The sequence below is a fragment of the Gallaecimonas sp. GXIMD4217 genome (genome assembly GCF_038087665.1).
Taxonomy (GTDB): Bacteria; Pseudomonadota; Gammaproteobacteria; order Enterobacterales; family Gallaecimonadaceae; genus Gallaecimonas.
In genome coordinates, this window is record NZ_CP149925.1 from 2,898,671 (window position 1) to 2,915,941 (window position 17,271).

Annotated in this window: 18 protein-coding genes; 6 read left to right on the top strand and 12 right to left on the bottom strand. The window is 60.8% G+C overall.

Going from position 1 to position 17,271, the window contains the following annotated elements:
* The first annotated feature begins 20 nt into the window (after positions 1 to 20).
* Together WDB71_RS14090 and WDB71_RS14095 are read left to right on the top strand one after the other, a co-directional pair.
* Complete coding sequence (locus WDB71_RS14090; protein WP_341502230.1) at positions 21 to 296, top strand: hypothetical protein; 276 nt, start codon at positions 21 to 23, stop codon at positions 294 to 296.
* The gene (locus tag WDB71_RS14095; RefSeq protein ID WP_341502231.1) at positions 271 to 468 is read left to right on the top strand and encodes a DUF2970 domain-containing protein; all 198 of its coding nucleotides are present in this window, start codon (positions 271 to 273) and stop codon (positions 466 to 468) included. The genes WDB71_RS14090 and WDB71_RS14095 overlap by 26 nt, the downstream gene beginning before the upstream one ends.
* Here WDB71_RS14095 and WDB71_RS14100 read toward each other — a convergent pair.
* The 9 genes from WDB71_RS14100 to WDB71_RS14140 form a co-directional block, all read right to left on the bottom strand.
* Positions 465 to 1,277 carry a Dam family site-specific DNA-(adenine-N6)-methyltransferase gene (locus tag WDB71_RS14100; protein WP_341502232.1) on the bottom strand — a complete coding sequence of 271 codons (813 nt, stop codon included), beginning with the start codon at positions 1,275 to 1,277 and terminating at the stop codon, positions 465 to 467. The two genes, WDB71_RS14095 and WDB71_RS14100, sit on opposite strands and share 4 nt — an antisense overlap.
* A 38-nt stretch (positions 1,278 to 1,315) precedes the next feature.
* Positions 1,316 to 2,536, bottom strand: a complete 1,221-nt coding sequence (locus WDB71_RS14105) for an SPOR domain-containing protein (protein WP_341502233.1) — start codon at positions 2,534 to 2,536, stop codon at positions 1,316 to 1,318.
* A 15-nt stretch (positions 2,537 to 2,551) separates the two neighbouring features.
* A complete protein-coding gene (gene aroB, locus WDB71_RS14110) occupies positions 2,552 to 3,628 on the bottom strand; it encodes a 3-dehydroquinate synthase (RefSeq protein WP_341502234.1) in 1,077 nt (358 codons plus the stop codon).
* Positions 3,629 to 3,646: 18 nt separating this feature from the next.
* Positions 3,647 to 4,162, bottom strand: coding sequence for a shikimate kinase AroK (aroK, locus tag WDB71_RS14115; RefSeq protein WP_341502235.1), 516 nt, complete (start codon positions 4,160 to 4,162; stop codon positions 3,647 to 3,649).
* A 163-nt stretch (positions 4,163 to 4,325) separates the two neighbouring features.
* Positions 4,326 to 6,287 carry a type IV pilus secretin PilQ family protein gene (locus WDB71_RS14120; RefSeq protein ID WP_341502236.1) on the bottom strand — a complete coding sequence of 654 codons (1,962 nt, stop codon included), beginning with the start codon at positions 6,285 to 6,287 and terminating at the stop codon, positions 4,326 to 4,328.
* Positions 6,288 to 6,404: 117 nt separating this feature from the next.
* Positions 6,405 to 6,932: a pilus assembly protein PilP gene (locus WDB71_RS14125; protein WP_341502237.1), complete on the bottom strand. Its 528-nt coding sequence runs from the start codon at positions 6,930 to 6,932 to the stop codon at positions 6,405 to 6,407.
* Positions 6,916 to 7,503 (bottom strand): type 4a pilus biogenesis protein PilO, encoded by a 588-nt coding sequence (locus tag WDB71_RS14130; protein WP_341502238.1) that lies wholly within the window; start codon positions 7,501 to 7,503, stop codon positions 6,916 to 6,918. Before WDB71_RS14130 ends, WDB71_RS14125 begins: the two co-directional genes overlap by 17 nt.
* Positions 7,504 to 7,506: 3 nt before the next feature.
* Positions 7,507 to 8,076 carry a PilN domain-containing protein gene (locus WDB71_RS14135; protein WP_341502239.1) on the bottom strand — a complete coding sequence of 190 codons (570 nt, stop codon included), beginning with the start codon at positions 8,074 to 8,076 and terminating at the stop codon, positions 7,507 to 7,509.
* On the bottom strand, positions 8,064 to 9,143 hold the full coding sequence (locus tag WDB71_RS14140) for a pilus assembly protein PilM (protein WP_341502240.1): 1,080 nt from the start codon (positions 9,141 to 9,143) through the stop codon (positions 8,064 to 8,066). The genes WDB71_RS14135 and WDB71_RS14140 overlap by 13 nt, the downstream gene beginning before the upstream one ends.
* A gap of 208 nt (positions 9,144 to 9,351) precedes the next feature.
* Between WDB71_RS14140 and WDB71_RS14145 the strand changes: the two genes are divergently transcribed.
* From WDB71_RS14145 to bfr (WDB71_RS14160), 4 genes are all read left to right on the top strand, one after another.
* Positions 9,352 to 11,868 carry a PBP1A family penicillin-binding protein gene (locus tag WDB71_RS14145; RefSeq protein WP_341502241.1) on the top strand — a complete coding sequence of 839 codons (2,517 nt, stop codon included), beginning with the start codon at positions 9,352 to 9,354 and terminating at the stop codon, positions 11,866 to 11,868.
* 64 nt (positions 11,869 to 11,932) lie between these two features.
* Positions 11,933 to 12,139: a bacterioferritin-associated ferredoxin gene (locus tag WDB71_RS14150; protein WP_341502242.1), complete on the top strand. Its 207-nt coding sequence runs from the start codon at positions 11,933 to 11,935 to the stop codon at positions 12,137 to 12,139.
* A 56-nt stretch (positions 12,140 to 12,195) separates the two neighbouring features.
* Positions 12,196 to 12,678, top strand: coding sequence for a bacterioferritin (gene bfr / locus WDB71_RS14155; protein ID WP_341502243.1), 483 nt, complete (start codon positions 12,196 to 12,198; stop codon positions 12,676 to 12,678).
* 125 nt (positions 12,679 to 12,803) lie between these two features.
* Positions 12,804 to 13,283 (top strand): bacterioferritin, encoded by a 480-nt coding sequence (gene bfr / locus WDB71_RS14160; RefSeq protein ID WP_341502244.1) that lies wholly within the window; start codon positions 12,804 to 12,806, stop codon positions 13,281 to 13,283.
* Positions 13,284 to 13,349: 66 nt separating this feature from the next.
* On the opposite strand, the gene argH is transcribed toward bfr (WDB71_RS14160), so the two are convergent.
* Genes argH through WDB71_RS14175 form a run of 3 tightly spaced genes read right to left on the bottom strand, consistent with a single transcriptional unit; the run spans position 13,350 to position 17,270 of the window.
* The gene (gene argH, locus WDB71_RS14165) at positions 13,350 to 15,176 is read right to left on the bottom strand and encodes an argininosuccinate lyase (RefSeq protein WP_341502245.1); all 1,827 of its coding nucleotides are present in this window, start codon (positions 15,174 to 15,176) and stop codon (positions 13,350 to 13,352) included.
* A gap of 1 nt (position 15,177) precedes the next feature.
* On the bottom strand, positions 15,178 to 16,383 hold the full coding sequence (locus tag WDB71_RS14170) for an argininosuccinate synthase (RefSeq protein ID WP_341502246.1): 1,206 nt from the start codon (positions 16,381 to 16,383) through the stop codon (positions 15,178 to 15,180).
* Complete coding sequence (locus WDB71_RS14175) at positions 16,383 to 17,270, bottom strand: ornithine carbamoyltransferase (protein WP_341502247.1); 888 nt, start codon at positions 17,268 to 17,270, stop codon at positions 16,383 to 16,385. Before WDB71_RS14175 ends, WDB71_RS14170 begins: the two co-directional genes overlap by 1 nt.
* Position 17,271: the final 1 nt, after the last annotated feature.

A 17,271-nucleotide genomic window follows, 5' to 3' on the forward strand; every position in this document is an offset into this window, starting at 1 on the left:
TTGTCACCCTGGAGTCAGACGTGCAGTTTGCAAAGCGGCTGATGGGACCGGCCTTACTGTCCCTGTGCGCCCTGATGGTCAATTCATCTAGCGATGAGCAGGTACTGCTGTATGCCTGCAGTTGTGTACAGCCGGGTCAGGCCGGAGTTTGCAGTGACCGCCAGGAAGTGAGTTGGGGACAATGGTTCAGTGGCAACAGTCGCTCCACCCAGATGCACTTTCTTGATCTGCTGGAACTGCTGAACCGCAGCACCTCCGGCAAGGAACGCAATGCCCGCTTCTCCCACCAAGGCTAAGCGCAGCCTGCTGCTCAGTGTGGCCGGCGCCTTGTTCGGCGTGCAGAGCAGCGCCCGCCATTCCCAGGACTTCCAGTCCAGTTCCGCCCTGCCCTATATCCTTGCCGGCATCATCGGCGTTGTCACCTTTGTGGTGGGCCTGATGCTGGTGGTCAAGCTGGTCCTGGCTTAACCCGGGTACAGCGCCAGCAATTCATCCACCTTCTGCCGACCGGCGCCGTTACGGCTGATGGTCCGTTTTACCTGCACCACATCCAGCTCGGCCCCCTGGTAAAGCAGCCGGGTCAATGGCGTGTCGTGGTTGGAAATCAACACGGGTACGCCGCGGGCGGCGGTTTCCCTGGCCTTGTCTGCCAGCCCTTCCTGGTCCTTCAGGCTGAAGCCGTGACTGGCATAGCTGGTGAAGTAGGCCGACGTAGACAGGGGGGCATAAGGGGGATCGCAGTAGATCACGGCGCCGTCTTTGGCCGAGTCCATGCATGTATCGTAACCCCGGGAGGTAAAGGTGGCCTTGCGCGCCTTCTCGGCAAAAAACCACATTTCCTCTTCCGGAAAATAGGGCCTCTTATAGGAGCCAAAGGGAACGTTGAAACCACCTTGACGGTTGTAACGGCACAGGCCATTGAATCCATGGCGGTTCATGTAGAGAAAAAGCTGGCTGCGTCTGTAACTGTCTCTACTGGCATTGAACTCGTTGCGCAGCTGATAGTAACAATGGCGATCGTTATATTCGGAGCGGAACAGCTCGCGGCTGTCACGGATGAACTTTGCCGGAGCCCTGGCCAGGTGCCTGTACAGGTTGATGAGATCCTGGTTGATGTCGTTGAGCACGTAGCGTTCAAAATCGCTATTCAGGAATACCGAGGCCGCCCCCACGAAGGGTTCGACCAATACGTCGGCTTCGGGAAGGCGACGACAGATATCCTCGGCCAGCGAGTATTTTCCGCCGGCCCATTTCAGAAAAGCGCGGTGTTTTTTCATGTTTCGGATGTGCTCAAGTGCAGACCGTCATTCTAACGTTATCCCTGTGGCTTTACCGCAATTTCTGCCATCACCTTCTCTCCGGACTTGATCCAGGCACCGGCTTTTCGGAAACGCTCGGGAAGGGCCGCCAGGGCAGCCCTGGCTGACGCCTTGTCGGGGTAGTCACCATAGATCACCACATACCAGGGCTGACCATTTCGCCTGGCTTCATAGAGATACCAACCGGTTACCCCGGAACCCTGCATGGACTCGCGAAGTCCTTTTTCCTGGGTACCGGCTGCCAGCTGCAGGGTGTAATGGTCGCCGGCGATGGAGAAGGCAGGCTTGGCTGGGGCCTCGGGCTCGGGCAGAGACACCTCTTGCTCCCCTTCCGATGACGCCGGTTCAATAAGCTCAACAACGCCGTCATCGACCGCCATAACGATTTGAGGAGCCACGGACTCGGCGGCCGCTTGGTCCCCCACTTCCTCGCTGATGGCGCTGCCTGCTGTCGGCTCAGGATCCGCAACCTCTGGTTGGGGCTGCTCTGGGGCCTGCTCGACGGTGACGGTCCGCTCCTGTTCAGCCTGGAGATCGGCAGGGTGGACCTCTGCAGCCCGGGCTGGAGCTTCAACGGGTTTAGGTGACGGTGACAGGACGATCGGGACCGGGACCGCTTCGGGCGTAGGGGGCTGTGAATACGTCAGGTACAGCATGAGCCCCATCACCACCAGCACCAGGGGCGCCATGAGCCAGGGCTTGATTGGCCTGGCTGCTGCCGCATCTGAGGGAAGGGCCGGCGCACCCGTACCAAGCACCACCATACCTTTTTGGCCGCAGGCGTTGATAAAGTTCGCCGAAGCCGGCCCCAGCATGAGCAGCCTGCAATCGCCCCCCTGGCTGAGCAGCCAGCGCCTGAGTGCCAGTAGCTCATCAATGAACTCGGTTGGCAGTACATCCACCACTTCGATGATGGCCAGCACTTGGGAGCCGCCCCCCATGCGGGCATAGCTGTCCAAGAGGCTGTCATCGGGGTTGAACAGGGGGTCGCTGAACCATTGCGCCAAAAGTTCGGAGCGAAGCTTGCGCACCCCGCTGCCTTTAGCGGCCTTGATCAGTGCCGCATTGCACTGGGTTGGGAGGACATCGACCAGACGGCCGAACAGATGTTGGCGTTCTTCTCTCTGGCCGGAAACAAAGGCAACGGGATCACGCCCATAATGCAGCAAGTACTTGAGGCGCGAATACCAATCCACGGTATCGGTGGCTGCCGTCATTGTTCACCATTAGCCTTAGCGTTGCTGGGTTGCCCCTATGGCGGCCAGGATCTCCTGCCCGGAGGCGTCGTCAATGACCTCGGCACGACCCAAGCCCCGGGGCAAAACCAGCCGCAACTTGCCTGAAAGCACCTTCTTGTCACGCATCATCAGGGGAAGATAGGCCTCGGGAGCCATTTCATCCGGCCCCTTTACGGGCAGCCCACAGGCCTCTAACAGGCTCAGAAGCCGTTGTCTTTCCTCATCTTTCAGCATGCCCCGCGAAAAGGCAAGCTCGGCGGCCATCATGGTACCGGCGGCAACGGCTTCGCCGTGCAACCACTGCCCAAAGCCCTGATGGGCTTCGATGGCATGGCCGAAGGTGTGGCCAAGATTCAGCAGCGCCCTGACGCCCCGTTCTTGTTCATCCTGGGCAACCACCTCGGCCTTGACGGCAAGAGAGCGCTTGATGGCATGGATCAAGGCCCGCTCATCGCGGGCCATCAGTTGCTCGGCATGTTCTTCCAGCCAACGGAAAAATTCGGCATCGGCAATGACACCGTACTTGATCACCTCGGCCAGGCCGGCACTGAGTTCCCGGGCCGGCAAGGTATCAAGCCACTTCACATTGACGAAAACGGCCTTGGGTTGGTGGAAGGCGCCGATAAGGTTTTTGCCCAAGGAATGATTGACCGCCGTCTTGCCACCGACGGCCGAATCAACCTGGGCCAACAGTGTGGTCGGCAGCTGAATAAAATCGATGCCCCTGTGGAAACAGGCTGCCGCGAAGCCGGCCAGGTCCCCCACGACACCGCCGCCGAAAGCCAGGATCAAGGCATCCCGACCCAGCCCGGCCTCGATCATGGCCGTGGTCAGCTTTTCAAGTTGCACCAGGGATTTCGCCACTTCGCCATCGGGAAGGAGGTACCGATGAAGACCGGCGGCAGAGGCAAGGTGAGGTAGTAGATCCGGGAGGTGGGCGGCGGCTATGGCTTCCTGTGTAACAACCATCAGCTGCCGCCCATGCACCAGGGCACTCAGAGCAGGGGCAATCTGGTTTGCAATGAAAATGGGGTACTGTCGCCTCCCCAATCCAACGTCTATCTGCTCCATGGCCCCGCGTGTTCCGGGCTAGAAGCCCAGTTGGTCAATGATTTGGTTGGCAACGACCCGGGCGCTCTGCTCGTCGGTCTTGACGACCACATCGGCGATTTCCTCATAGAGAGGATTACGTTCCTTGGCCAGATCTTCCAGGATGTTGCGTGGCTCACCGTTCTGCAGCAGGGGACGACGCTTGTCCTTTTGGGTACGAGCGAGCTGCTTGTCGATGGTGGTTTCCAGATAGACCACGATTCCCCGAGCGGACAGGCGATTGCGCACATCTTTGTTGATCACGGCACCACCGCCCGTGGCAAGCACGATACCTTGCATCTCGCTCAGTTCATCGATGACCTTGTATTCGCGGACACGAAAGCCTTCTTCGCCTTCCACGTCAAAAACCCAGCTGATATCGGCGCCGGTGCGGCGCTCAATTTCCTGGTCGGAGTCAAAAAATTCCAGGTGCAGCTGCTGTGCCAGGTGACGGCCGATGGTGCTTTTACCGGCCCCCATGGGACCTACGAGAAAGATATTTCGTTTTTCTGCCATATTCGTACTACGTCTGAATACTCGAGTTCGCTGGGCTCAGCCCTGGTAAAGATTCCCCACAGGTCAGGCTGAATGGACAGGGGATTATCGCAGTTGTCGCCTGGCCAGGCAACCGGCAACAGAAAAGGCGGCCGAGGCCGCCTTTTGTTATCGAAGCCGGAGCTTACAGTGGCTCTGTGATGATCCGCGGGGTCACGAAGATCAGCAGCTCCGTCTTGCTGGCTTGATCGGAAGTGTTGCGGAACAACCAGCCGACGCCGGGGATGTCGCCCAACAGTGGTACCTTGGAGACGACCTTCTTCTTCTCCTGCTGGAAGATGCCGCCCAGAACTATGGTTTCGCCATTATCGACCAGCACCTGGGTTTCCAGCTGCTTGGTGTCGATGGCGGTCGCGGGGCCTGTTGCGGTCTGCACCGTTTCGCCCTTGGTGTCCTCGGTAATCACCAAATCCAGGATGACCTTGTCGTCCGGGGTGATCTGCGGCGTCACCTTCAGACTCAACACCGCCTTTTTAAAGGTGACGGAAGTGGCGCCGGAAGAGGTGCTCTGCACGAAGGGGATCTCGGTACCCTGCTCTATGTAGGCTTCCTTCTGGTTGGCCGTGGTCACGCGGGGACTGGAGATGACCTCACCCTTGTTCTCCTGTTCCAGAGCGGAAAGCTCCAGATCCAGCAGGGCCCCGTCGGCCAGCTTGGCGATATGGAAGCCGATGGAGGCAGCCTGGCCGCCAGCGGGCAGGTCCAGGTTCAACCGGTCGGCCAATGCAGCGTTGGCAGCATCCTGGGCACCTTCCAGGGTACCGGAGATGCCGTTGTTGCCATTCTGGTCACTGAAGCCCAGGCGCACGCCCAGATCTTCGGTGACATCGTCATTGACGGTGACGATACGGGACTCGATCAGCACCTGGCGCACCGGTACATCCAGCACCTCGATCAGTTTCTTGATCTCGGCCAGCTTGGCTTCGGTGTCCTGCAGCAGCAGGGTGTTGGTACGTTCGTCTATGGTGACGGTACCGCGGTCGGACAGCAGGCTGGCTTCACTGGTCTTGAGCAGCTCCGCGATGTCGGTCGCCTTGGCGTAGTTGACCTGCAGGAACTCGGAGTAGACCGGGACCAGATCCTCGACCTTCTTCTTGGCTTCCAGTTCCTGGGCCTCGCGGGCAGCCAGCTCCTTGGCCGGTGCTACCATCAGGATATTGCCTTCGACGCGCTTATCCAGGCCCTTGACCTTGAGTACCACGTCCAGCGCCTGGTCCCAGGGTACGCCGTCCAGGCGCAACGTGATGTTGCCGCTGACGGTATCGGCCGTAACCAGGTTGAAGTTGTTGTAGTCGGCAATGATCTGCAGCACGGTGCGCACAGGAATATCTTGGAAATTCAGCGACATGCGTTTGCCGTCATAGCTGACCTTTTCCTTTTCCTGCTTGTCCTTCTGCTCCGGCACCACTTCCAGGGTAAAGAGGTTGTTGGTCTGCTGGTAGCGGAAGGTAAATCCGCCGCTGGGCTTGACCACGACCCGGGTCTTGTCCGCATCCCTGAAGGTTTCAATGCTCTGAACAGGGGTGCCAAAGTCCACGACGTCGAGCTGGTAAATCAGGTCATCGGGAATACCGGTGTTGAGGAATTCGGCTACGATGCGGGAGCCCTGCTGACGGACATCGACAGCGGCCGAGGTACTTTCCATGAAGACCAGCATGCGCCCTTCGCCCATCTTGCCGCGACGGAAATCGATGGCCTTGATCTTGTTGATCTGGCCACCTTCTTCGCCACCACCGGCGATGGCCTGGCCCAGGGACACTATGTAGCTGTTGTCTACCCGGCGGGTTTCATAGGACACCAGTTTGTCCAGGTGCAGCGTTGCCCGGATACCGTCGTTGATACCGGTCGTCGAGATGTGATCCAGGCCACCGGCCTTGATATCCATGTCGGACATGACCAGGCCGGAGTCGACACCGCGGAAATCGATGAACAGCTGGGCCGGGTTGTAGGAGATGCGGGTACGCGGTTCAATGAAATCGCCATCGACCACGAACTCCAGCTCAACCCCCTTCTTGCCTACCGTGTTTTGGCGGACTTCCTTGAGAGTGGCAGCCAGGGCCATCTCCGCAGGCAGAATAAACATCATGGCGCACAGCGCCCCCTTGGAAGCCCAGGCGCCCAATCTTTGCAGCCTGGAACTTCCTTTGGTGTGAGATTGGCAAGCAATATTCATCACGTGATCGTCCCTACGAGAATCTCTTTCTTATTCGCTGACCAGTTCGAGGGTTGCTTCCCTCTCCTGCCAACAGCCAGCACCGTCCGGTACCAATTCCCTGAGCAACAGCCCCTTGCGGGAAACCTGCTCGATTCGGCCGTGGTAAAGCCCCAGGAAATTCCCCGTTGTGATCCGGTAAAGGTTGCCATCGCCAGCGGCAACCAGGGCCCACAGCTCCCCATCAGCACCCAGGGTCCCTTTCATGGACAGGGTATCCAACGGGAACTGTTCGAGCGGCTCTTTCATGCGATCCATATCCGGCTGGAGGCAATCGGGATTGCGGGTGGCAGCCGCCTCGGCCAACAGTTCGGGATCGGGCGGCGCAAATGGGCTGCGACGTTCGCCCGGCTCATAGCGGAAATGTTCGAAGGGTTTCAACTCCGGCATGGGCTCGATCCCCGGCACCGGCCGTTGTTTGACTTCCTGAACAAAGGCCTCGAGGTCACTGGTGTCGTCGTTACAACCGGCAAGACCCAGTACCGTCAATGCGATCAGGAGGTTAGCCTTTCTTAACATCAGCACTACCCTCCTTGTATTTATAAGTCTTGGCTTGGAGCGACATGGACAGGCGGCCTTCGGACACCGTCTTGATGTTGAAATCATGGAGAGTCACGATACGGGGCAAGGCCGCCACATCACTGACGAAGGTGCCCAGCTGATGGTAATCCCCCGACACCTGGATATTGATCGGCAGTTCGATGTAGAACTCCTTCTCCTGAGGCGCACTCCATTCGATCACCTGGAAATCCAGGCCACTGGCGGTGCCGACGAAGTTGATATCGTCCAGCAGGCCCGCCGTTTCGTCTTCGGTCGGCAATTGTTTCAGGAACTGGGCCAAGGTCATTTCCAGCTGTTCCATCTGCTCGCGATAGGCTTCCAGGTTGGCGGCCAGTCTCTGCTTGGCTTCAAAGGTCTTTTTGAGTTTCTGCTCTTCCTGTTGAACCCGGTTCAGCTCATCCCATTGCTGTTCAATTACCGCGAAATACATGCCGACGGTCACCAATACACAGACCAAGGCGATAAAGATGGCCTTGGCCGGCGCCGGCCAGTTGCCGATTTCGGACAGTTCCAGTTCATTGACATTCATCTGTTACTGCCCTCCATTGGTAATTTCATTGATACCTTCCAGGCGCACCCTGATGCCGATATCGAAGTCAGACAACGGCGCCTTGGCTCCGCTTGACTTGATGCGGCGAGGCTCTGGGTTGGACAACCAGTCGGATTCCTTGATATAGCGGATCAGCGTCGAAACCCTGTTGTTGGACTCCGTCTTGCCCTTGGCATTGAGATCGTCACCTTGGCGAACCAGGGTATTGAAATACATGCCAGGCGGGACGGCATCGGCGACGGTATCAAAGATATGGGCCGTTACGTTACGGCTGGCCCGCAGGCGGGCAATCAGCCGCATGCGCTGTTCCAGGTCGGCCTTTCTTTTCTTCAGCTGGTTGATCTCGCTGATGGCCCTTTCCAATACTTGGATCTGCGCCTGCATATACTGGTTACGCTTGAGCTGACCATCGATATATTGGCCGATGACCCAGTTCACTCCCAGCGCCAGGACCAGAGTCAATGCCACCATGACAAACAGCGAGACAAGGAACTCCTTCTGGCGACGCTCCCTCGCCTCTTCACGCCAGGGCAGCAGGTTTATGTTTGCCATGTGCCGAAACTCCTCAGAGCCAGTCCCGTGGCCAATGCCAGCCCTGGACCGTATTTTTCGATATCTTTCTTGTTGGCGTCAGAGCCCAGCTTCATGCCGGCAAAGGGATCCAGAACTGCGCAGGGTACGCCCATTTCCGCCGCAAGCATGTCGCTCAGGCCCTCCAGGTTAGCCGCGCCACCGGTCAACACCAGAGCATCGACGTCGTCATGGCCACTGGAGGTGCAAAAGAGTTGCACGGCCCGACGGACCTGCTGTGCCAATTCCTTATGGAAAGGCTCCAGCACTTCCAGCGATGCGGAACCGGGTAATTCGCCCCTCAGCTTGACCCGTTCCGCCTCGTCGGCGCTCATCTCGTATGCATTCTGGATGTGCTGGTTGAGGTTTTCACCACCAAAGGCATCTTCCCTGGTGTAGACCACTTCGCCGTCCAGCAGGACCGACAGCGTCGTCACACGACAGCCGATATCCAGGATGGCCACCAGCTTGGCACCCGCCAGCTCCGGTATCTTGGGCATGGCAGTGGTGACGGCTCGGCCCAACGCATAGGCTTCGATGTCCATCACCAGAGTATCCAGGCCGGCGATATCCATGGCACTGACCCTTGCCTCCACCGACTCGGACCGTGCGGCCGACAGCAGCACGTCGTTCCGGGAAGGATCACTGGCATTGGCTCCCAGCTTTTCGAAATCGAGGTTGATCTCGTCCAGGGGGTGGGGAATGAGGTTTTCCGCCTCCACCTCGATCTGACTCATCATTTCATCATCGTTTAAGGATGCGTCCATGAAAATGACCTTGGTCATGACCGAAGACCCGGCAACCGCCATGGCGGTGGCCTGGGCTTTGGAAGGCAGGCGGCGAACGAGGCGGCGCAATGCCTCCCCGACCGGCTCTATATCTTGGATTTCATGGTCGACTACGGCTCCCCTGGGGGTAGGTTCGACGGCCACAGATTCCACCTTGTACGTGTTACCATGCTTTGCAAGCAACACGGCCTTGATGGACTGTGAGCCGATATCAACACCAACCATGTTGGGAGTCTGTCGACGAAACAATTTGGCAAGCATATCCGTCGTTAATTATTTGTTATGGGCAATCAAAGAATAGTGGGCTTTTACCTGCGGGTCTAGTAAGACTCTTCTGGTTTTGCCGCTTAATCAAACAGATAATAGGCCAGAACAGGGGTGCAATGCGAGGTGATTAGTGAAGTGGTTGGTTAGAATTTTGTTCGTTTTTTTCCTGCTAGGCCTGTTGGGCCTTGGCGGGATAGTGGGTATGTACTATCACTTCAAGCCCGAGCTGCCCAGCGTTGAGGTCCTGAAAGAAGTCCGCCTGCAGACCCCCATGCGGGTCTACAGCCAGGATGGCGAACTGATCTCCCAATTCGGTGAAAAGCGCCGGATCCCCCTGACCCTGGACGAGATGCCCCCCAAGCTGATCCAGGCCTTCCTGGCCACCGAGGATAACCGCTTCTACGAGCACCCCGGCATCGACTTCATCGGCGTCGCCCGCGCCGCCTTTACCCTGCTGACCACGGGGCAGAAGAAGCAGGGGGCAAGCACCATCACCATGCAGCTGGCACGGAACTTCTTCCTGACCCGGGAAAAAACCTATATTCGTAAGATCAAGGAAATCTTCATTGCCTGGCACATCGAGCAGCTATTAACTAAAGACGAAATACTTGAGCTTTATCTAAATAAGATAGAGCTGGGCAACAGGGCCTTTGGCGTCGGTGCCGCCGCCCAGGTTTATTACGGAAAAGAGGCCAAGGATCTCACCCTGGCCCAGATCGCCGTCATCGCCGGCCTGCCCAAGGCCCCTTCCACCCTCAACCCCATCGCCTCGCCGGAGCGGGCCAAAGCCCGCCGGGCCGTAGTGCTGGGACGCATGCTGGAAACCGGCTATATCACCGACCAGGAATACCAGCAGGCCAAGGCCGCTCCCATCACCGCCAAGTACCACGGCGCCCAGATAAGCCTGGGTGCGCCTTATGTGGCAGAAATGGTCCGTCAGCAGATGGTACAGCTGTTTGGCGAGGAAAACGCCTATGGTGAGGGCTATCAGGTCTATACCACCATCAGCGGCGACCGCCAGCGCGCCGCCGAAGCCGCGCTGATAGACAACCTGCTGGCCTATGACAGCCGCCACGGCTGGCGCGGCGCCGTCGAGAAAATTGCCGATTGGCCCTTGGACGATGCCGCTATCGACAAGCTGCTCAAACGCAAGGCCTCCTATAAGCCGCTGGTGCCGGCCGTGGTAATCCGGGTCGAGGAGCAGCAGGCCCACGTCCGCATCAAGGACCAGGGGAACGCCATCCTGGCCTGGGATGCCATCGCTTGGGCCAGGCCCTACATCAACGACAACAAGCAGGGCCCAAACCCCAAGACGGCCTTGGAGGTACTGGCCGAGGGCGACCTCATCTATGTCCGGCCGACGGAAACCGGCTGGTGGCTGGCGCAGCTTCCGGACGCCAACGCCGGCCTGGTGGCCCTGAACCCGGAAGACGGCGCCATCGAGGCCCTGGTGGGCGGCTTCAGCTTCAAGCTGAGCAAGTACAACAGGGTCGAGCAGGCCAAGCGCCAGGTGGGCTCCAACATCAAGCCCTTCGTCTATGCCGCCGCCTTCGAGCGCGGCTTCACCCTGGCCAGCCTGATCAACGACGCGCCCATCAACCAATGGGATCGCAGCCAGGGTTATGCCTGGCGGCCCAAGAATTCACCGCCCGTCTACAACGGCCCGACCCGGCTGCGCCTGGGGCTGGCCCAATCCAAGAACGTCATGTCGGTGCGGCTGCTCAGGGCAGTGGGCATAGACAATGTGATAGAGCAGCTGACCAGATTCGGCTTCGCCCGTGAAGAGTTGCCCCGCAACGAATCCATCTCCCTGGGTTCTGCCTCGCTGACGCCCCTGGAAGTGGCCAGGGGCTTCGCGGCCTTCGCCAATGGCGGTTTCCTGGTGGAGCCCTACCTGATCAGCCGCATCGAGGACGGCTACGGCAAGCTGATCTGGCAGGCCTCGCCCAAGCTGGCCTGCCTGAGCTGTGAACAGGCCCTGGCCAGGGAAGAATGGGTGGATCCGCTGCAGGCCAACGAGGCCGAGCTGCAGGAACAGCTGCAACCGGACGCCATGACCACACCGGAAATGGACGCAGGCTGGCCAAGGCAGTGCCCCATTGCCCCCATCGGCATCAACAAGCTGGCGCCCAGGGCCATCAGTGCCCAGACCGCATTCCTGGTCAGCCAGGCCATGGAGAGCGTGATCTGGGGTGGCGGCAACTGGAACCAGGGTACCGGTTGGAACGGCACCGGCTGGCGGGCCCAGAAGACCGTCAAGCGCCACGACATCGCCGGCAAGACGGGCACCACCAACGAGGCCAAGGACGCCTGGTTCTCCGGCTTCAATCCCGAACTGGTGGCCACCAGCTGGATCGGCTTCGACGACCACAGGCGCGAGCTGGGCAAGGCCACCCGCAACCCGGCCGTCAAGGGCGATCAGATCTTCGGCAAGGAATTCGGCGCCCGCACCGCCCAGCCGGCCTGGAATGCCTTCATGGCCAAGGCCCTGGAAGGTATCCCGGAGCAGGAGCTGCCCATGCCCACCGGCATCGTCAGCATGCGCATCGACAGGGCCACCGGCAAGCTGACCCGCCGCCGTGACCACAGCAGCCGCTTCGAATATTTCGCGGCCGGCACCGAGCCCAAGGAGTTCATTCGCGACAGCCTGGCCAACCCCTTCGACGGACCAGCCTTGCAAGTGACTGAAGACGAAACGGAAAGCGAAGAGCTCTTTTAAGGTTTGTAATAAGAACGGTTCGCATTTATAATTCGGCCCAAGTCGTTTGATTTGGGCCTTTTTCATGTACGTCTGCCTCTGCCACGGTGTCACCGACAAAGCCATCCGCAAAGCGGCGGCCGCCGGCTGCTCCAGCCTGGCCCAGCTGCGCAGCGAGCTGAAGGTGGCCAGCCAGTGCGGCAAGTGCGCCCGCCAGGCCCGCCAGGTCCTGGATCAGAGCGAGCAGGCCACCAGGCAGCAAACGCTTCTCATTACCCAACAGGCTGTTTGACAAGCCCAAATTCCCTTCCAACACTTCCCCTTTAGGCACCCAAACCGGAGCTCGTCATGAAAGGGGATAAAAAGGTCATCCAGCACCTCAACAAGGTGCTCGGCAACGAACTGGTCGCCATCAACCAGTACTTCCTGCACGCCCGCATGCTGAAGAATTGGGGACTGCCCCATCTGGCGGAGAAGGAGTATCACGAGTCCATCGACGAGATGAAGCACGCCGATACCCTCACCGAGCGCATCCTGTTCCTGGAAGGCCTGCCCAATCTCCAGGATCTGGGCAAGCTCAATATCGGCGAAGACGTGGAAGAGATGCTCAAGAGCGATCTGGAGGTCGAGCAGAAGGCCATTCCCGACCTCAAGGACGCCATCGAATACTGTGAGAGCATCCGCGACTACGTCAGCCGGGACATCCTCACCGCCATACTCGACGGCGAGGAGGAGCACGTGGACTGGCTGGAGACCCAGCTGGAGCTGATCGGCAAGGTCGGCCTGCAGAACTACCTGCAGACCCAGATGAAGCCGGCCGACGAGGAGTGAGGGGCCTGGCCCCTCAGCCCCTAAGCAAGAATGAAAAAGAGAACCTTTTTCAGTAACTAAACTTTTGTTTTAAAAAAGGTTTTTCCACCCTATACTGGCGCTTCAGCCTATCGCACGGAGCCGACATGAAAGGGGACAAGACCGTCATCGCCCACCTCAACAAGGTGCTGGCCAACGAGCTGGTGGCCATCAACCAGTACTTCCTGCATGCCCGCATGCTCAAGGACTGGGGCTTCAAGCACCTGGCCGACAAGGAGTACCACGAGTCCATTGACGAGATGAAGCACGCCGACTGGCTGGTGGAGCGCATCCTGTTCCTGGAAGGCATCCCCAACCTGCAGGACCTCGGCAAGCTCAATATCGGCGAGGATGTGGAAGAGATGCTCAAGGCCGACCTGGCCGTCGAGCAGAAGGCCATCCCGGATCTCCGCGACGGTATCGCCTACTGCGAAAGCGTCCGCGACTACGTCAGCCGCGACCTGCTGCAACGCATTCTCGACAGCGAAGAAGAGCATACCGACTGGCTGGAAACCCAGCTAGGCCTGATCGACAAGGTCGGCCTGCAGAACTACCTGCAGACCCAGATGGTCAACGCCAACGAGTGAACCTCGAGATCGCATCACGGATGCGAGGCAGGCAAAAGCAAGGGGCCCTAAGGCCCCTTTTTCATTTCACAGCCGGTATTCCATGGCCACCTCGTCGCAGTTCTGCTGGCGCGGGCAAAGGGCGCAGTCCTTCATCACCTTCTCCGGCAGGCTGTCCTTGCCGATAACCTCGAAGCCCAGCTTGGCGAAGAAGGGCGCCACCCGGGTCAGCACTATGACCCGCTGCAACCGCAGCTCCCTGGCCTCCTCCAGCAGTTCCATGACCATGGCCTGGCCCAGACCCTGGCCCTGGCCGGCGTCGAACAGGCCCAGGGAGCGGATCTCCGCCAGGCCGGTGGAGTAGATGTAGAGGCTGGCGCAGCCCACCACCTGGCCGTCCAGCTCCGCCACCACGAAATCCTGGATGGAGTGGATGATTTCCTCCCGGCTTCTCGGCAGGTTCTCTCCCTGCCCCGCCCAATGGCCCACCAGGGCGCCGATGGCGTCCAGGTCGTCCATATGGGCCCGGCGCACCTTGTGGCCGGCCAGGCGCACCGCCATGGCCTTGACCGCCTCCTGCTGCCTGGCCTGGGACACGCCGCCCTTGGCGCAGCGTTTCTCAAGGGCCTCTAACAGATCCAGGGCCGGGTAAACGTCCTCATCGATCTGCGGGCAAACCGCCTGCAGTTCGGCCAGGCTGAGGCCTTCCAGGGGTTTGCCGGCTTCCAAGGCGCTGCGCACCAGCACCCCCACCAGGTGGTGCGCCTCCCTGAAGGGGATGCCCTTGGCCACCAGGTAGTCGGCCAGCTCGGTGGCGTTGGAGTAGCCGCCGCCGGCGGCCCGGGCGCAGGCGTCCAGGTTCACCTCCAGGCCGGTCAGCACCTCCCGGGTCAGCAGCAGGCAGTCGCTGAGGCTGTCCAGGGCGTCGAACAGCGGCGCCTTGTCCTCCTGCATGTCCTTGTTGTAGGCCAGGGGCAGGGCCTTGAGGGTCATGGCAAAGCCGGCCATGGCACCGAAAACCCGGCCGCACTTGCCGCGGATCAGCTCCAGGGCGTCCGGGTTCTTCTTTTGGGGCATCAGTGAAGAGCCGGACGACACCGCATCGGCGAAGCGCACGAAGCCGGCCTCGCCGCTGCCGAAGAAGATCAGGTCCTCGGCCAGGCGCGACAGGTGCAGCAGGCAGGTGGAGGCCGCCTGCATCAGCTCCAGCACATGGTCCCGGTCGGATACCGCATCCAGGCTGTTGTGGCTGGCCCGGTCGAAGCCGAGCCTTTTGGCCAGGGCCTCCCGGTCGATGGCGTAGGCGGTGCCGGCCAGGGCGCCGCTGCCCAGGGGGCAGACATTGAGGCGCTTGAGCGCGTCCAGCAACCGGCTCCTGTCCCGCTCCAGCATCTGGCCGTAGGCCATGGCCCAGTGACCCAAGGTTACCGGCTGGGCCCGCTGCAGGTGGGTGTAGCCCGGCATCAGGGTGCCCACATGGGACTCGGCCAGGGCCAGGATCACCGCCAGGGTATCATCGACCTCCGCCAGCAGCTGCCGGCCGGTCTTGCGGCACCATAGCCGCAGATCCGTGGCCACCTGGTCGTTGCGGGACCGCCCCGTATGCAGTTTCTTGCCGAGTTCGCCCAGTTCGTTGATGAGCCAGACCTCCACGAAGGCATGGATATCCTCTTCGCCGCTCTGGTGCAACGGCGTCGGATCCGCCGCCAGCTGGCCGGCCAGCTTGGCCAGGCCCAAATCCAGGGCCTGCTGCTCCTCGGCCGTCAGCACCCCCACCTCGGCCAGGGCCTTGGCCCAGGCCCGGGAGCCGGCGATGTCTTCTTCCCAGAGCCGCCAATCCACCGGCAGCGAGGCATTGAACCTGGCGAAGGCGTCACTGGCGCCGCCCTCGAACCGACCACCCCAAAGTGCCATCTCAGTGCCCTCCCTTGAGTGCCTTGATCCGGGACGGCAGGGAATAGAGGCGGATAAAGCCGGCCGCATCCTTCTGGTCGTAGACCTGGTCGGCGCTGAAGGTGGCGAAGTCCTCGTCGAACAGGCTGTGCTCGGACCGGCAGCCCAGCACCTTGACCTGGCCCTTGTACAGTTCCACCTTCACCTCGCCGCTGACGGACTGGTTCAGGCTCTGCACCCCGGCCACCAGGGCGTCGCACAGGGGGGTGAACCAGCGGCCGTCATAGAGAAGCTGGGCGAAGGTCTGGCCCAGGGCCTTGAGGTGCTGGTGGCAATCCTTGTCCAGCACCAGGTGCGTCAGGCCCTGGTGGGCGGTCAGCAGCACGGTACCGGCCGGGGTCTCGTAGCAGCCCCTGGACTTCATGCCCACCAGCCGGTTCTCCACCAGATCCACCCGGCCCACGCCATGGGCGGCGGCGATCTCGTTGAGGCTGGCGATCAGCACCTCGAAAGGCAGGAGCTGGCCGTTCAGGGCCACCGGCTTGCCGGCCTCGAAGCTCAGGGTCAGCTCCTGGGCCTGCTCCGGCGCCTGTTTGGGATCCACAGTCCAGGCCCAGACGGCACTGCCGGCCGGGGTCCAGGTGTCCTCCAACTCGCCGCCCTCGGTGGAGATGTGCCAGAGATTGGCATCCCGGCTGTAGATCTTCTCGGCGCTGGCGGTGGTGGGAATGCTGCGCTCGGCCAGGTAGGCCAGCAGATCTTCCCTGCCCTTCATGTCCCACTCCCGCCAGGGGGCGATCACCGCCAGGTCGGGGGCCAGGGCCGCAAAAGCGGATTCGAAACGTACCTGGTCGTTGCCCTTGCCGGTACAGCCGTGGGCCAGGGCGTCGGCGCCCACCTTGCGGGCCAGCTCCACCTGGGCCTTGGCGATGATGGGCCTGGCCACGGAGGTACCCAGCAGGTAGACATCCTCATAGACGGCCTCGGCCTGCAGCATGGGCAGGATGTAGTGCTCGGCCAGCTCACTCTTCAGGTCCACCACGTGGCATTCGCTGGCACCTGAGGCCAGGGCCTTGTCCTCGACCCCCTCCAGCTCCTCGGCGCCCTGGCCCACGTCGGCCACGAAGGCGATCACCTCGCAGCCGTAGTTTTCCTTCAACCAGGGGATGATGGCGGAGGTATCCAGGCCGCCCGAGTAGGCCAGTACGACTTTGTTTACAGCTTTCATCAGTTGGACTCCTTGAGCAGGGTGAGCAGCAGGGCTTTTTGAACATGGAGGCGGTTCTCCGCCTGGCGCAAAATCTGGGACTGGGGACCGTCGATGACCTCGGCGCTGACCTCCAGGCCCCGGTAGGCCGGCAGGCAGTGCATCACGGCCTTGGCGCCGGTGGCCTGCATCAGCGCCTCGTTGACCTGGTAGGGTGAAAAGCTGGCCTTGATGGCGGCCGGGTCGGCATCGTCGCCCATGGAGATCCAGGTGTCGGTGTAGATGGCATCCACCCCTTCCAGCATCTTGAGGTCATGACTGACCTTGGCGCCGCTGGCGGCAGTGATGTCGGCATCGGGCGCGAAACCTTCAGGGGTGACCACGGTCATCTGCACGCCCAGCAGCTTTGCCAACAGCATCAGCGAATGGCTGACATTGTTGCCGTCGCCCACATAGCCCAGCTTGATGCCGTCCAGCTTGCCGAAGATCTCGAACAGCGACAGCATGTCCGCCAGCCCCTGGCAGGGGTGGAAGCGGTCGGACAGGGCGTTGATGACGCTGGCACTGCCGGTGGCGGCCAGCTCGTCGATGGTGGCCTGGCTGAAGGTCCGCGCCACTATGGCGTCCACCCAGCAGGACAGGTTGCTGGCGAAATCCGCCACCGGCTCCCGCTTGCCCAAGGCGCCGTGCTGCTGGTCCAGGTAGACCACATGGGCCCCCAGTTGCTGCACGCCCAGCTCGAAGGTCACCCTGGTGCGCAGGGAGGGCTTCTCGAACAGCAGCGCCACGGATTTGCCTTCCAGGGCCCTGGCATAATCGGCCGGGAATTGCTTGACGGTGGCCGCCAGCTGCAGCAGGGATTGCAGCTGCTGGGGCTGCCAGTCGAAGTCGGATAACAGGTGTTTCATC

What these genes read in the sequence shown, in the direction of transcription:
- WDB71_RS14095 (WP_341502231.1), top strand. Translation starts at nt 271, where the DNA reads ATGCCCGCTTCTCCCACCAAGGCTAAGCGCAGCCTGCTGCTCAGTGTG.
- WDB71_RS14100 (WP_341502232.1), bottom strand. Translation starts at nt 1,277, where the DNA reads ATGAAAAAACACCGCGCTTTTCTGAAATGGGCCGGCGGAAAATACTCG.
- WDB71_RS14105 (WP_341502233.1), bottom strand. Translation starts at nt 2,536, where the DNA reads ATGACGGCAGCCACCGATACCGTGGATTGGTATTCGCGCCTCAAGTAC.
- aroB (WP_341502234.1), bottom strand. Translation starts at nt 3,628, where the DNA reads ATGGAGCAGATAGACGTTGGATTGGGGAGGCGACAGTACCCCATTTTC.
- aroK (WP_341502235.1), bottom strand. Translation starts at nt 4,162, where the DNA reads ATGGCAGAAAAACGAAATATCTTTCTCGTAGGTCCCATGGGGGCCGGT.
- WDB71_RS14120 (WP_341502236.1), bottom strand. Translation starts at nt 6,287, where the DNA reads ATGATGTTTATTCTGCCTGCGGAGATGGCCCTGGCTGCCACTCTCAAG.
- WDB71_RS14125 (WP_341502237.1), bottom strand. Translation starts at nt 6,932, where the DNA reads ATGTTAAGAAAGGCTAACCTCCTGATCGCATTGACGGTACTGGGTCTT.
- WDB71_RS14130 (WP_341502238.1), bottom strand. Translation starts at nt 7,503, where the DNA reads ATGAATGTCAATGAACTGGAACTGTCCGAAATCGGCAACTGGCCGGCG.
- WDB71_RS14135 (WP_341502239.1), bottom strand. Translation starts at nt 8,076, where the DNA reads ATGGCAAACATAAACCTGCTGCCCTGGCGTGAAGAGGCGAGGGAGCGT.
- WDB71_RS14140 (WP_341502240.1), bottom strand. Translation starts at nt 9,143, where the DNA reads ATGCTTGCCAAATTGTTTCGTCGACAGACTCCCAACATGGTTGGTGTT.
- WDB71_RS14145 (WP_341502241.1), top strand. Translation starts at nt 9,352, where the DNA reads ATGTACTATCACTTCAAGCCCGAGCTGCCCAGCGTTGAGGTCCTGAAA.
- WDB71_RS14150 (WP_341502242.1), top strand. Translation starts at nt 11,933, where the DNA reads ATGTACGTCTGCCTCTGCCACGGTGTCACCGACAAAGCCATCCGCAAA.
- bfr (WP_341502243.1), top strand. Translation starts at nt 12,196, where the DNA reads ATGAAAGGGGATAAAAAGGTCATCCAGCACCTCAACAAGGTGCTCGGC.
- bfr (WP_341502244.1), top strand. Translation starts at nt 12,804, where the DNA reads ATGAAAGGGGACAAGACCGTCATCGCCCACCTCAACAAGGTGCTGGCC.
- argH (WP_341502245.1), bottom strand. Translation starts at nt 15,176, where the DNA reads ATGGCACTTTGGGGTGGTCGGTTCGAGGGCGGCGCCAGTGACGCCTTC.
- WDB71_RS14170 (WP_341502246.1), bottom strand. Translation starts at nt 16,383, where the DNA reads ATGAAAGCTGTAAACAAAGTCGTACTGGCCTACTCGGGCGGCCTGGAT.
- WDB71_RS14175 (WP_341502247.1), bottom strand. Translation starts at nt 17,270, where the DNA reads ATGAAACACCTGTTATCCGACTTCGACTGGCAGCCCCAGCAGCTGCAA.